Origin of the sequence: Erwinia aphidicola, assembly GCF_024169515.1 — a bacterium.
Taxonomy (GTDB): domain Bacteria; phylum Pseudomonadota; class Gammaproteobacteria; order Enterobacterales; family Enterobacteriaceae; genus Erwinia; species Erwinia aphidicola.
Window position 1 is genome coordinate 2,894,286 of sequence record NZ_JAMKCQ010000001.1, and the last position, 13,511, is coordinate 2,907,796.

Genomic DNA, 13,511 nt, shown 5'->3' on the forward strand with positions numbered 1-13,511 from the left:
AGGACGCGACATGCATTGCCCATTCTGTTCCGCCGTCGATACCAAAGTGATCGATTCCCGCCTGGTCGGGGAAGGCACCTCCGTGCGCCGCCGCCGTCAGTGCCTGGTGTGTCACGAGCGCTTTACCACGTTTGAAGTGGCGGAGCTGGTGATGCCGCGCGTGGTCAAGAGCAATGATGTGCGCGAACCGTTCAACGAAGACAAGCTGCGCAGCGGGCTGATGAAGGCGCTGGAGAAGCGCCCGGTCAATTCCGACGCGGTAGAAACCGCCCTCAGCCACATTAAAAGCCAGCTGCGCGCCACCGGTGAACGCGAAGTGGCCAGCAAGCTTATCGGTGGGCTGGTAATGGATGAGCTGAAAAAACTGGATAAAGTTGCCTATATCCGCTTTGCTTCGGTTTACCGCAGCTTCGAAGACATTCGTGAATTTGGCGAAGAGATTGCCCGCTTACAGGACTGACGCGATGCGTGATGAAATCTACATGGCGCGCGCGCTGGAACTGGCGCGTCGCGGCCGCTTTACCACCACGCCGAACCCTAACGTCGGCTGCGTGATCGTGCGCGACGGCGCCATCGTCGGCGAGGGCTATCACCTGCGCGCCGGTGAACCGCACGCGGAGGTGCATGCCCTGCGTATGGCTGGAGAGCGTGCCAGAGGGGCCACCGCTTACGTCACGCTGGAACCGTGCAGTCACCACGGACGCACGCCGCCGTGCTGTGATGCCCTGATTGCCGCGGGCGTCAGCCGGGTGGTTGCCGCCATGCAGGACCCAAACCCGGAAGTGGCGGGCCGCGGTCTTTATCGTTTGCAGCAGGCGGGTATTGAAGTCAGCCACGGGTTGATGATGCAGGAAGCGGAAGCGCTGAACCGTGGCTTTCTCAAGCGCATGCGCACCGGGTTCCCGTGGGTGCAGCTTAAGCTGGGGGCATCGCTGGATGGCCGTACGGCAATGGCCAGCGGCGAAAGTCAGTGGATCACCTCACCCGAGGCGCGGCGCGATGTGCAGCGGCTGCGCGCGCAGAGCTCGGCTATCCTCAGCACCAGCGCCACGGTGCTGGCGGATAATCCGTCCCTGACCGTGCGATACGACGAGCTGGACAGCGGCACGCAGGCGGAATACCCGCCCGAACTGCTGCGTCAGCCGGTGAGAATTATCGTCGACAGCCAGAATCGCGTCATGCCCGGGCACCGATTGATTGCACAATCGGGGGAAACCTGGCTGGCACGCACGCAGTGTGACGAGCAAAGCTGGCCGGAGAACGTAACGCAGTTTTGCGTGCCGCGTCATCACGATCGCCTCGATCTGGTGTCGATGATGATGCTGCTCGGCAGAAAACAGATTAACAGCGTCTGGGTGGAGGCCGGAGCACAGTTTGCCGGGGCGCTGCTGCAGGCCGGCGTGGTAGACGAGCTGATCGTCTACCTGGCGCCGAAGCTGCTGGGCGATGCCGGGCGTGGCCTGTGCCACCTGCCGGGCTTGCAGCAGCTGGCCGCCGCCCCGGCCTTTACCTTTAGTGATATTCGTCAGCTGGGGCCTGATTTACGCCTCACGCTGAGCCCGTTATGACGGTTTCTGCAAAAACAAGCAGAGCGCCGAAGAGTGTGATAGAATCCGCCCCCCTGCGGGGCCAAACAGAACCCTGAAAGGAAGATTATGAACGTTATTGAAGCTGCTGTTGCTACCCCTGACGCGCGCGTTGCCCTGGTTATTGCGCGTTTCAACAACTTTATCAACGACAGCCTGCTGAGCGGTGCCATCGATGCCCTGAAGCGTATCGGCCAGGTGAAAGATGAAAACATCACCGTCATCTGGGTTCCGGGCGCTTACGAACTGCCAATGACTGCACGTGCCGTGGCGAAAGCCGGTAAGCATGATGCGATTGTGGCACTGGGCACGGTGATCCGCGGCGGTACTGCTCATTTCGAATATGTGGCAGGTGAGGCCAGTTCTGGCCTGGCCAGCGTTGCCATGAACAGCGATATCCCGGTTGCCTTTGGCGTGCTGACGACGGAAAGCATCGAGCAGGCCATTGAACGCGCCGGAACCAAAGCGGGTAATAAAGGTGCTGAAGCAGCCCTGACCGCTCTGGAAATGATTAACGTATTGAAAGCCATCAAAGCCTGATTTTAAGGGGAATTTCGTGAAACCTGCTGCTCGTCGCCGCGCCCGTGAATGTGCTGTTCAGGCACTTTACTCCTGGCAAATCTCCAAAAACGACATCGCTGATGTCGAATACCAGTTTCTGGCGGAACAGGACGTCAAAGACGTCGATATTACTTACTTCCGTGAGCTGGTCGGCGGCGTTGCAACTAACAGTGCATACCTCGACGGCCTGATGAAACCTTACCTGTCGCGTCAGCTGGAAGAGCTGGGACAGGTTGAACTGGCCGTTCTGCGTATCTCACTGTTTGAACTCAGCAAGCGTGCAGACGTTCCCTATAAAGTGGCGATCAATGAGGGGATCGAGCTGGCCAAAGTGTTCGGCGCTGAAGACAGCCATAAGTTTGTCAACGGCGTGCTGGATAAAGCCGCTCCGCAGATCCGCCCAAACCGCAAATAATTCTCTGAGGCCGCTAACCCGGCCTCTTCTTTTATACTCCCGGAATGCACTATGGCATGTGGCGAATTTGAACTGATCGCGCGTTACTTTGACCGCGTGACAAGCTCCCGTCGCGATGTGGAAAAAGGCATCGGCGATGACTGTGCGCTACTCAGCGTACCTGAAAAACAGACCCTGGCTATCAGCACCGACACGCTGGTGGAAGGGGTTCACTTCCTGCGCGACATCCACCCCGCCGATCTCGGTTACAAAGCCCTGGCCGTCAATTTAAGCGATCTCGCGGCGATGGGGGCCGATCCTGCCTGGTTAACGCTGGCACTGACGCTACCGGAAATTAACGAAGAGTGGCTCAAGGATTTCAGCGACAGCCTGTTTGAACTGCTCGACTACTACGATATGCAGCTGGTCGGCGGTGACACCACGCGTGGCCCACTCAGCATGACGCTGGGCATCCACGGCCTGGTGCCGCAGGGCAGAGCGCTGAAGCGCAGCGGCGCACGCGTCGGTGACTGGATCTACGTGACCGGCACGCTGGGTGACAGCGCGGCGGGGCTGGAACTGCTGCAGCACCACGTGAAAATTAACGATCCGGCGGCGCACGAAGCGTTGATCAAGCGCCATCTGCGCCCGATGCCGCGCATTTTGCAGGGCCAGGCGCTGCGCGATCTCGCCAGCTCGGCTATCGATCTTTCTGATGGGCTGATCTCCGATCTCGGCCATATTCTCAAAGCCAGCGACTGTGGCGCACGCCTTAATCTGGACGCGCTGCCGCTCTCTGCGGCGATGAAGCAGCACTTCGAGCCGCAGCAGGCCATCCGCTGGGCGCTGAGCGGTGGCGAGGATTATGAGCTGTGCTTCACGGTACCGGAAATTAACCGCGGCGCGCTGGACGTGGCGCTGGGCTATCATGGCGTGCCGTTCACCTGCATCGGTCAGATTGCTCCGCAGTCGGAAGGCCTGACGCTGTTGCAGAACGACAAGCCGGTAGAGTTCAACCTGAAAGGATTTGACCATTTTGGCACGCGCTAAGGATGTGGCGAAAAGTCGCCTGAAGATGAGTAACCCGTGGCACCTGCTGGCGACCGGGTTTGGCAGCGGTTTAAGCCCGTGGATGCCGGGCACCGTGGGTTCCGTTGCCGCAATACCGCTCTGGTATCTGATGAGCTTCCTGCCACAGGACCTCTATTCGCTGGCGGTACTGCTGGGGATCTGCATTGGTGTCTACCTGTGTCACCGCACGGCGAAAGATATGGGCGTGCACGATCACGGGAGCATTGTCTGGGATGAGTTTATCGGCATGTGGATCACGCTGATGGCGATCCCGGTTAACAGCTGGCAGTGGGTACTGGCCGGTTTTGTGGTTTTCCGCGTGCTGGATATCTGGAAGCCGTGGCCGATCCGCTGGTTCGACCGTAACGTGCACGGCGGTATGGGGATCATGGTGGATGATATTATCGCCGGGGTGATCTCTGCAGGAATTTTGTTTGCGGCCGCGCACTACTGGCCGCTCTAAATGTTCCGGGTCGGGCATGCCCGACCCTCACGCGATACGCCGTTATCCGTTACTCGAATCCCACCACGCTGTGCGGCTGATACACGCTCTCCAGCTCGAAAATCTCTTCCTGCGTTAACGCCACCTCTACCGCTTTCACCAGGTCGGCCAGCTGTTCGCTGCGCGATGCGCCGATAATCGGCGCGGTGACGGCCGGTTTGCTCAGCAGCCAGGCGAGTGCAACCTGCGCCCGGCTGACGCCTTTATCGCTGGCGATATTGGCCAGCCGTTCGGCAATCTCAGCGTCATTCTGTTCACTTTGGCTGTAAAGCGTGGCGCCATATTCGTCAGAGACGGAGCGGGCGGTGGTTTCCCCCCACGGGCGCGTCAGGCGACCTCGCGCCAGCGGGCTCCACGGCAGCACCGCAATGTTCTCTTTCAGGCACAGAGGGTGCATTTCCCGCTCCTCCTCGCGCTGGATCAGGTTGTACTGATCCTGCATGCTGACAAACCGCGTCCAGCCGTTGTTGTCCGCCGTATGCAGTGCGCGGGCAAACTGCTCGGGATGCATGGAAGAGGCACCGATATAGCGCGCTTTGCCGGACTGCACTACGTCATGCAGCGCCTCCAGCGTCTCTTCCAGCGGCGTGTCGTAGTCCCAGCGGTGTATTTGTAACAGGTCGACATGATCCATACCGAGACGTTCAAGGCTGTCGTCTATCGACTGCAAAATATTGGCGCGCGACAGCCCGCCGGAAAGATTGCTCATCGGGAAATAGACCTTAGTGGCGACGACGACCTCATCACGGCGGGCGAAGTCACGCAGGGCGCGGCCGACGATCTCCTCGCTGCTGCCGTCCGAGTAGCTGTTGGCGGTGTCGAAAAAATTGATCCCGGCTTCCAGCGCCTGCTTAATCAGCGGGCGGCTGCTCTCTTCCGGCAGTGTCCAGGCATGGCGGCCGCGATCGGGCTCACCATAGGTCATGCAACCGAGGCACAGGCGGGAGACGGTCAGGTCGGTATTGGCTAACGTAAGGGTTTTCATTCGGGTCGCTCCTGCTGGTTATTTACCCTAAGCATAGCAGGTGACAGGCTCCCCCGCGGGGGAGCCGAAGGGGAGTTACTGCGCCAGCCAGTCGGCAATCTGCTGCTGGATACCGGCGGCATCCAGTTGATAATCCACGCGGATCTCTTCCTGGGTGCCCTGGGGAATAAACGCATCCGGCAGGCCGATATTCAATACCGGAACCGGCCGACGTTTTGCCATCAGCAGTTCATTGACGCCGCTACCGGCACCGCCTTTGATCGCCCCTTCTTCCAGGGTGATCAGGGCTTCATGACTGCCAGCCAGCTCAAGGATTAACGCCTCGTCGAGCGGCTTAACAAAGCGCATATCCACCAGCGTGGCATTCAGGGCTTCAGCCGCCGCGCGGGCCTCAGGCAGCAGCGTACCGAAGTTGAGGATCGCCAGTTTTTCACCGCGGCTCAGCACGCGGCCTTTACCCAGCGGCAATGATGCCAGCGGTTCGAGGGGGGCCCCGGTGCCGGTGCCACGCGGATAGCGCACTGCGCTTGGCCCGCTGCTGTGGTGGTAACCGGTGAACAGCATCTGGCGGCACTCGTTCTCATCGCTTGGCGTCATGATCACCATGTTCGGAATGCAGCGCAGGAACGCGATGTCGAAGGCACCCTGGTGCGTCTGCCCGTCGGCGCCGACGATGCCGCCGCGGTCAATGGCAAACAGCACCGGCAGTTTCTGGATCGCCACATCGTGGATCAGCTGATCGTAGGCGCGCTGCAGGAAGGTGGAGTAGATCGCCACTACCGGCTTGTAGCCGCCAATTGCCAGGCCCGCAGCGAACGTCACCGCATGCTGCTCGGCAATGGCGACGTCGAAATATTGCTGCGGATAGTCGCGCGAGAAGCTCACCATACCGGAACCTTCGCGCATCGCCGGGGTGACCGCCATCAGCTTGCTGTCTTCCGCGGCGGTTTCACTCAGCCACTGGCCGAAAATTTTAGAGTAGCTTGGCAGACCGTCGGCGCTTTTTGGCAGCAGGCCGCTGGCCGGGTCAAATTTAGGTACCGCGTGCCAGCTAATCGGATCTTTTTCGGCCGGGGCATAGCCCTTGCCTTTTTTGGTCATGATATGCAGGAACTGCGGGCCTTTGAGCGCGCGCATATTGCTTAAGGTCTGCACCAGCGCCAGCACGTCATGGCCGTCGACCGGGCCGATATAGTTAAAGCCCAGCTCCTCAAACAGCGTTCCCGGCACCACCATGCCTTTCAGGTGCTCTTCGGTGCGCTTCACCAGCTCTTTGATCGGCGGCAGGCCACCGAGCACCTTTTTGCCCCCTTCACGCAGGCGGGAATAGGTCTTGCCGGAGAGGATCTGCGCCAGACGGTTGTTAAGCGCCCCGACGTTTTCGGAAATCGACATCTCGTTGTCGTTCAGTACCACCAGCAGGTCGGCTTTAATATCGCCTGCGTGGTTCATCGCTTCGAACGCCATCCCGGCAGTAATCGCCCCATCGCCAATCACGCAGGCGGTGCGGCGGCCTTTGCCTTCTTTGCCGGCGGCCACTGCCATGCCCAGACCGGCGCTGATGGAGGTTGAGGAGTGGCCGACGTTCAGCACGTCGAACTCGCTCTCATCACGCCACGGGAACGGGTGCAGGCCATTTTTCTGGCGGATGGTGCCGATACGGTCGCGGCGGCCGGTCAGGATTTTATGCGGATAGGCCTGGTGGCCGACGTCCCACACCAGATGATCGAACGGCGTGTTGTAGACATAATGCAGCGCAACGGTGAGCTCAACCACGCCGAGGCCGGAAGCAAAATGACCGCTGGAGCGGCTAACGCTGTCGAGCAGATACTGGCGCAGCTCGTCACAGAGTTTTGGCAGACTCTCTTTCGGTAGCAAACGTAATTCTTGCACCGTGCTTGCGAGGGCAAGCGTCGGGTATTTTGCAGGTTCAAAGCTCATCGGAGACTCATTTGGAAGTTATTTATCGCGTTCAATTATAAAGCCTGCCAGCGCCCGCAGTGGGGTAGTGTCATACGACTGCGCGGCCAGCGTTTCTAATGCGCTGAGGGATTCCTGATACAAATCCCATGCTTTTGCCTTCGCACTGTCAAGCCCCATTAATGCCGGGTAGGTACTCTTGCCTAACTGTTGATCGGCTCCCTGCCGCTTACCGATAATGGCGGTATCACCAATAACGTCCAGAATATCGTCCTGCACCTGGAAAGCCAGGCCAATCGCGTTGGCGTAGCGGTCAAGCGCAGGGAGGGCATCGCGCCCGCGTTCGCCAGCGGTGAATGCACCGAGACGCACCGCCGAGCGGATTAATGCCCCGGTTTTGTGGCGGTGGATCTGCTCCAGCGCGGCTAAATCAACCTGCTGGCCTTCAGCGGCAAGGTCCAGTGCTTGTCCTCCGCACATGCCCGCTACGCCGCTAGCCTGGGCCAGTTCGGACAGCATTGCAATACGCGCCTCAGCCGTGACGCCTGGCATCGGGGTATCGGCAAGGATGGAGAAAGCCAGAGTCTGCAGGGCATCACCGGCAAGAATCGCCGTGTCTTCGCCAAACTTAATATGGCAGGTGGGCTGGCCACGCCGCAGGCTGTCGTTATCCATGGCCGGTAAATCGTCATGGATCAGGGAATACGCATGAATACATTCAACCGCAGCCGCCGGGGCATCCAGCGCTGCATCGTCAGCGTGTAGCATGGTGCCAGTGGCGTAAACCAGGAAAGGGCGCAGCCTTTTACCCCCTAATAATGCACCATATTCCATGGCATTCACCAGAGGAGAACTCTGAAATGGTTGCCCGGAGATAAAGCGCTGAAGCGCAGCATTAACCCGCTGAAAGTGCGCGCTAAGGATCAGGTTAAAATCCATCACTCATTTTCCGGCGTGAAAGGCGTCAGATTGGCGTTCTTATCATCGCTGAGTAATATCTGTACCCGCTGCTCGGCCTGCTGTAGCGTCTGCTGCCCGGCACGTGCCAGCTGCACACCACGCTCAAACTCATTCAGCGCCTCTTCCAGCGGAAGGTTGCCGCTTTCCAGACGGGTGACGATCTGCTCCAGCTGCTGTAGCGATGTTTCAAAACTGGCAGGCGGTTCGGCTTTTTTCGGCATTTTTAGATCCTGACTTATCATTTTTCATCAGCAAGCGCTCATGGTAGCCGACTCTAAATGATTAGCAAAATATCCCCTGCATTTTTCACGCGGCGGGGAAGGGTGATATCGGCAGCAGCCACCGGTCAAAGATGATATACTGTTTTTCCTGGATGCAAAGAGCGCAAGCCCGTTGCAAGACTCTGATTTTATCAGTTAAGCGCCCCTCTTTTCAGCACTTAATTACCTGACGAATATATACCGCCATGAAGTTTATCATTAAGTTATTCCCTGAAATTACGATTAAAAGTCAGTCAGTTCGCCTGCGTTTTATCAAAATCCTGACCGGAAATATTCGCAACGTCCTAAAACCTTTCGATGAAACCCTTGCCGTGGTGCGCCACTGGGACAACATTGAAGTGCGTGCAAAAGATGAAAGCCAGCGTGCGGCGATTATCGCCGAGCTGACGCGCATTCCCGGTATCCACCATGTGCTGGCGGTAGAAGATCGTCCGTATACCGATGTGCATAATATCTTTGAGCAGGTGCTGGAGATGAATCGCGAGCGCATTGAAGGCAAAACCTTCTGCGTGCGCGTTAAGCGCCGCGGGAAGCACGAGTTCAGCTCGCAGGACGTGGAACGCTATGTGGGTGGCGGGCTAAATCAGCACGTGGCCAGCGCCCAGGTGCAGCTCAACCGCCCGGAAGTGACGGTCAATCTTGAAATTGAAGATGACAAGCTGGTGCTGGTGACCGCACGTTACGAAGGCATCGGCGGCTATCCGATCGGCACCCAGGAAGATGTGCTATCGCTGATTTCTGGCGGCTTTGACTCCGGGGTTTCCAGCTATATGCTGATGCGCCGCGGCTGTCGCGTGCACTACTGCTTCTTTAACCTTGGCGGTGCTGCTCATGAGATTGGCGTTCGTCAGGTGGCCCACTATCTGTGGAAGCGCTACGGTAGCTCGCACCGCGTGCGCTTTGTCGCTATCGACTTTGAGCCGGTAGTCGGTGAGATTCTGGAAAAAGTGGATGACGGCCAGATGGGCGTGGTGCTGAAGCGTATGATGGTGCGTGCCGCGTCACAAATTGCTGAGCGTTACGGCGTGCAGGCACTGGTGACAGGCGAAGCGCTGGGGCAGGTCTCCAGCCAGACGCTGACTAACCTGCGCCTGATCGACAATGCCAGCGATACCCTGATCCTGCGCCCGCTGATCTCCCACGATAAAGAGCACATCATTAAGATTGCGCGTGAGATTGGCACCGAAGATTTTGCCCGCACCATGCCGGAATACTGCGGCGTGATCTCAAAAAGCCCGACCGTGAAAGCGGTGAAGGCGAAAATTGAGGCCGAAGAGCAGAACTTTGATTTCTCTATTCTCGACCGCATGGTTGAGCAGGCAACTAACGTGGATATCCGCGAGATTGCAGAGAAAACCGAAGAGGAAGTGGTGGAAGTCGAAACGGTGGCTTCGTTTGCGGAAAACGATGTGGTGCTGGATATTCGCTCGAACGACGAGCAGGAAGCCCGCCCGCTGAGCGTAGACGGCGTCGAGGTTAAATCCCTGCCGTTTTACAAGCTGGGTACGCAGTTTGGCGACCTCGATCAGAGCAAAACCTGGCTGCTGTACTGTGAGCGTGGGGTGATGAGCCGCCTGCAGGCACTCTATCTGCACGAGCAGGGCTTTAAAAACGTCAAGGTTTATCGCCCATAACCTGTAGGGGCGGACCTTTTTTCGGTCCGCCCGCATGCAAATCCGGCCTCGCGCCATTAATCGCGATAATCGTAAATTCCCGCCGCCAGCACCATCTGTTCAGCCACTTCACGCGCTTTCTCTTTCCCTGCCACTAAATCAATCAGCTTCAGTGCGAAATCGATCGCCGTGCCCGGCCCCTGGCTGGTCAGCAGATTGACGCGGCGGTCCCATACCACGCGGCGGTCCATCCACTTCTCTTCCGGAATGGTCTCTTTCAGAGCCGGAAAGCCGGTCATATTGCCGACCGGGAACAGATTGTGGGGGATCAGTACGGTGCCGGGCGCAGCGCAGATAGCGGCAACAATGCGTCCTGCCAGGTTGAACTGGCGCACGGTCTCCACCAGCAGCGGGCTGTCGCGAAAACACTCGGCGCCTTTGAGGCCACCGGGCAGCACGATGGCGGCGTAGTCATCGTCGGCAACTTCAACCAGCGGCGCGTCGGCCAGCAGGCGCACGCCGCGTGAACAGACGATTTCGCAGCTGCCGTCATCGGCAACGCTGGCGGTGACCACCCTCAGCCCGGCACGGACCAGCAAATCGATGGTGGTGACGGCCTCTGTCTCTTCACTGCCAGGTGCCAGGCAAACCAGAACCGATGGATTCGCGGTCATAATCATGTTCCTTTCGTTTAATAAATTCATAAAGACGGTTGTTTTCCGGCGTGGCGATGCCCTGAGCACGGGCGCGGCGGATGACGTAGCCGTTGATATAGTCGATTTCGCTGCGGCGCTGGGCGCGGATATCCTGCAGCATTGATGAGGTATTACCCGCGGTGGTGCGAATGACTTCCAGTACATAGTCGACCAGCCATTCGCGTGAAATATGCTGACCTTCACGCTCCATCACGCTGGCGACTTCGTCGCACAGCGCCTCAATCTCCGCACGCCTGTGCGCCAGCTCGCCGTTGGTGCAGTTGTACAGCACTGTGAGCGGGTTTATCACGCAGTTAACCGCCAGCTTCTGCCACGCGGCGGAAGCCACGTTGTTATGCCACGCAACGTCGGGCAGGGCGAGATGCAGCATTTCTGCCAGATCGCTCATCGCTTCGCTCGCGGGCGATGTTGGGCCAATATGAGTAATGCCGGAAGCAACATGGACGATCACCGTGCCGTCGCGCTTAGCCGCATGCGTGGTCACGCCGCGCAGCAGCGGCTGGGGCAGGCCTCTCAACTCATCCAACGTACCCATACCGTTGTGCAGCAGCAGCACCGGGCAATTTTCCGGCAGAATAGCCTGCAGGTTTTTAACCGATTCAGAAACCTGCCAGGCTTTCAGCGTCACAATCAGCAGTTCGCTGGCGGCGAGAAAAGCCGGATCGTTGGCAATAAAGGTTTTGTTGACGGTGTGACCGTCAAGGTCAACCACATTCACCGAGCAGTAAGGTTGCGGAACCCGCAGCCAGCCCTGTACCTCGTGTCCCTGTTTATCAAGAGCAGCCAGCCAGATCTGCCCTAAAGCGCCGCATCCGAGTACGGTAATTTTCATTGTTCCTCCCGCGTGCGGGTTATGTTCATTGCCGTGCAGCCCGCCTGCTCATTATTATAGCTATCAGCGCCTGTCATTTTATTTACCCGCGGCAAGCAGGTATTATGCCTGTCACTTTAGTATCAGGAGAATAGATCATGCCATCTTTCGATATCGTTTCTGAAATTGATATGCAGGAAGTGCGTAACGCAGTAGATACTGCTAACCGTGAAATCGCTACCCGCTTTGACTTTCGCGGCGTGGAAGCCAGCTTTGAGCTGAATGATAAGAACGAATCCATCAAGGTGCTGAGCGAATCTGATTTTCAGGTTAAGCAGCTGGTGGACATTCTGCGCGAGAAGCTGCTGAAGCGTGGCATCGAAGGTGCAGCGCTTGATGTGCCGGAGCAGATCGTACACAGCGGTAAAAGCTGGAGCGTCGAAGCCAAAATGAAAAAAGGCATCGAATCTGACATCGCTAAAAAGCTGGTGAAGCAGATTAAAGACAGCAAAGTGAAGGTGCAGACGCAGATTCAGGGTGATGAACTGCGCGTCACCGGTAAATCACGTGATGATTTGCAGAGTGCGATGGCGATTGTGCGCAAAGCCGATCTGGGCCAGCCGTTCCAGTTCAAGAACTTCCGCGACTAACTTCCAGGGGCCGGTTGGAAAACCATCGGCCCCTGCTTTCTGCCCGCCTGTTAATTAAGCTGCTGTCGCGATGAGTTTCTCAATCTCGGCACGGTTGGTCACTTTGCTGTCGATTTTGATGTAGGCACTTTTCTCTTCCGCCACGATAAACACCGCGGAAACGCCTGGCTGAGCCTTTAGCTGGCGCTCCAGCTCGCTTTTATCCAAAGAACTTCCTTCCAGCGTAATGCGCAGACTGCTGACATAGGGCGGTTCCTGCATAGTCAGGCTCACCAGCAGCCAGACGAACGCCACCAGCGCCCCGACCAGGAACACGCTTTGTGCATCGATATGACCATACACCCAGCCTCCCATACTGCCGCCAATGGCCACGCCGAGGAACTGGCTGGTGGAGTAGAGGCCCATCGCCGTCCCTTTGTAGCCTGGAGGGGACTCTTTACTGACCAGCGAAGGCAGGATGGCTTCCATCAGGTTAAAGCCAATAAAGAACAGCTGAACGCCAATCACCAGCGTCCAGAAATGGTTACCTGCGCCCCACAGCACCACTTCAGCCACCAGCACCAGCGCCACGCAGCCGACAAATACCCGCTTCATGCGGCGTTTCACTTCGGCGTAGATAATAAACGGCAGTACGGCAGCGAAAGCCACCAGCATAGTGACCAGATAGACTTTCCAGTGCTCGGCGGCGGGCAGGCCGGCCTGCTCAAACTGGCCGGGCAGGGCAACGAAGCTCGACATCAGCAGGATGTGCAGGCAGAGAATACCGATATTCAGTTTGACCAGACGGCTGTTGGCCAGCACGTCACGTATACTGCCTTTCACAATGCCGGATTCGCGGTTCAGGACGTGGTTCGAAGCTGAAGGAACCACCAACAGCGTAATAACAATACCCGCGCTTGCCAGCAGGGCAATCATCCAGAACAGCGCATGCAGGCCAAGCGCGTTGGTGATAATCGGGCCAAGAACCATGGCAATCGCGAAGGTAATCCCGAAGCTGATGCCGATAAACGCCATCGCTTTAGTGCGGTTCTGCTCGCGCGTCAGGTCGGACAGCAGCGCCATCACGGCAGCAGCAATGGCGCCGGATCCCTGCAGTGCGCGGCCAAGGATCACCCCCCAGATAGAGGTGGTCATCGCGGCAATCACGCTGCCAATAACAAAGATCAGCAGGCCGCCAACGATGAGCGGCTTACGCCCAATGCGGTCGGACAGCAGCCCGAATGGAATTTGAAAAATGGCCTGCGCTAAGCCGTAAATGCCAATAGCCAGTCCGATCAGTGCTTCACTTGCTCCCTGCAATGCCATGCCATAAGTGGTGAGAACGGGTAATACCATAAACATTCCCAGCATGCGCAGGGAAAAGACCGTTCCTAAACCCCATGTCGCACGCAGCTCGACCGGGGTCATTTTATTATCGTTCATTACTACCTCAATGCGGGGATACCCTTCATCTGGAAATCT

The 13,511-nt window shown here is 57.9% G+C and carries 15 protein-coding genes; 8 read left to right on the forward strand and 7 right to left on the reverse strand.

What is annotated here, in order from left to right:
• Positions 1–10 precede the first annotated feature (10 nt).
• The 6 genes from nrdR to pgpA all read left to right on the forward strand — a co-directional run bounded on the left by nrdR (position 11) and on the right by pgpA (position 4,075).
• Positions 11–460, forward strand: a complete 450-nt coding sequence (gene nrdR / locus J2Y91_RS13445) for a transcriptional regulator NrdR (RefSeq protein WP_048916961.1) — start codon at positions 11–13, stop codon at positions 458–460.
• A gap of 4 nt (positions 461–464) precedes the next feature.
• Positions 465–1,568, forward strand: a complete 1,104-nt coding sequence (ribD, locus tag J2Y91_RS13450) for a bifunctional diaminohydroxyphosphoribosylaminopyrimidine deaminase/5-amino-6-(5-phosphoribosylamino)uracil reductase RibD (protein WP_253538588.1) — start codon at positions 465–467, stop codon at positions 1,566–1,568.
• 87 nt (positions 1,569–1,655) lie between these two features.
• Positions 1,656–2,126, forward strand: a complete 471-nt coding sequence (ribH, locus tag J2Y91_RS13455) for a 6,7-dimethyl-8-ribityllumazine synthase (RefSeq protein WP_048916959.1) — start codon at positions 1,656–1,658, stop codon at positions 2,124–2,126.
• 16 nt (positions 2,127–2,142) lie between these two features.
• Positions 2,143–2,562 (forward strand): transcription antitermination factor NusB, encoded by a 420-nt coding sequence (nusB, locus tag J2Y91_RS13460; RefSeq protein ID WP_048916958.1) that lies wholly within the window; start codon positions 2,143–2,145, stop codon positions 2,560–2,562.
• Between the two features lie 51 nt (positions 2,563–2,613).
• A complete protein-coding gene (gene thiL / locus J2Y91_RS13465) occupies positions 2,614–3,591 on the forward strand; it encodes a thiamine-phosphate kinase (RefSeq protein ID WP_253538590.1) in 978 nt (325 codons plus the stop codon).
• Complete coding sequence (gene pgpA / locus J2Y91_RS13470; protein WP_253538591.1) at positions 3,569–4,075, forward strand: phosphatidylglycerophosphatase A; 507 nt, start codon at positions 3,569–3,571, stop codon at positions 4,073–4,075. Before thiL ends, pgpA begins: the two co-directional genes overlap by 23 nt.
• Positions 4,076–4,124: 49 nt before the next feature.
• Here pgpA and J2Y91_RS13475 read toward each other — a convergent pair whose 3' ends face one another.
• The 4 genes from J2Y91_RS13475 to xseB all read right to left on the reverse strand — a co-directional run bounded on the left by J2Y91_RS13475 (position 4,125) and on the right by xseB (position 8,200).
• The gene (locus tag J2Y91_RS13475; RefSeq protein WP_133624284.1) at positions 4,125–5,099 is read right to left on the reverse strand and encodes an aldo/keto reductase; all 975 of its coding nucleotides are present in this window, start codon (positions 5,097–5,099) and stop codon (positions 4,125–4,127) included.
• Between the two features lie 75 nt (positions 5,100–5,174).
• Positions 5,175–7,040 (reverse strand): 1-deoxy-D-xylulose-5-phosphate synthase, encoded by a 1,866-nt coding sequence (dxs, locus tag J2Y91_RS13480; protein WP_133624283.1) that lies wholly within the window; start codon positions 7,038–7,040, stop codon positions 5,175–5,177.
• 18 nt (positions 7,041–7,058) lie between these two features.
• Positions 7,059–7,958 (reverse strand): (2E,6E)-farnesyl diphosphate synthase, encoded by a 900-nt coding sequence (gene ispA / locus J2Y91_RS13485; protein WP_133625110.1) that lies wholly within the window; start codon positions 7,956–7,958, stop codon positions 7,059–7,061.
• A complete protein-coding gene (xseB, locus tag J2Y91_RS13490; RefSeq protein ID WP_133624282.1) occupies positions 7,958–8,200 on the reverse strand; it encodes an exodeoxyribonuclease VII small subunit in 243 nt (80 codons plus the stop codon). Before xseB ends, ispA begins: the two co-directional genes overlap by 1 nt.
• 245 nt (positions 8,201–8,445) lie before the next feature.
• On the opposite strand from xseB, the gene thiI reads away from it, so the two are divergent.
• Entirely contained in the window at positions 8,446–9,894 is a 1,449-nt protein-coding gene (gene thiI / locus J2Y91_RS13495) for a tRNA uracil 4-sulfurtransferase ThiI (protein WP_048916952.1), read from the forward strand.
• A gap of 56 nt (positions 9,895–9,950) precedes the next feature.
• Here thiI and yajL read toward each other — a convergent pair whose 3' ends face one another.
• Together yajL and panE are read right to left on the reverse strand one after the other, a co-directional pair.
• Positions 9,951–10,547: a protein deglycase YajL gene (gene yajL, locus J2Y91_RS13500; protein WP_048916951.1), complete on the reverse strand. Its 597-nt coding sequence runs from the start codon at positions 10,545–10,547 to the stop codon at positions 9,951–9,953.
• Entirely contained in the window at positions 10,501–11,421 is a 921-nt protein-coding gene (gene panE, locus J2Y91_RS13505; RefSeq protein ID WP_133624281.1) for a 2-dehydropantoate 2-reductase, read from the reverse strand. The genes yajL and panE overlap by 47 nt, the downstream gene beginning before the upstream one ends.
• Before the next feature lie 137 nt (positions 11,422–11,558).
• Here panE and J2Y91_RS13510 point away from each other — a divergent pair, with 137 nt between their 5' ends.
• Positions 11,559–12,050 (forward strand): YajQ family cyclic di-GMP-binding protein, encoded by a 492-nt coding sequence (locus tag J2Y91_RS13510; RefSeq protein ID WP_048916949.1) that lies wholly within the window; start codon positions 11,559–11,561, stop codon positions 12,048–12,050.
• Between the two features lie 54 nt (positions 12,051–12,104).
• Here the strand turns inward: J2Y91_RS13510 and J2Y91_RS13515 are convergent, their stop codons facing one another.
• Positions 12,105–13,472 (reverse strand): MFS transporter, encoded by a 1,368-nt coding sequence (locus J2Y91_RS13515; RefSeq protein ID WP_133624280.1) that lies wholly within the window; start codon positions 13,470–13,472, stop codon positions 12,105–12,107.
• Between the last annotated feature and the right edge of the window lie 39 nt (positions 13,473–13,511).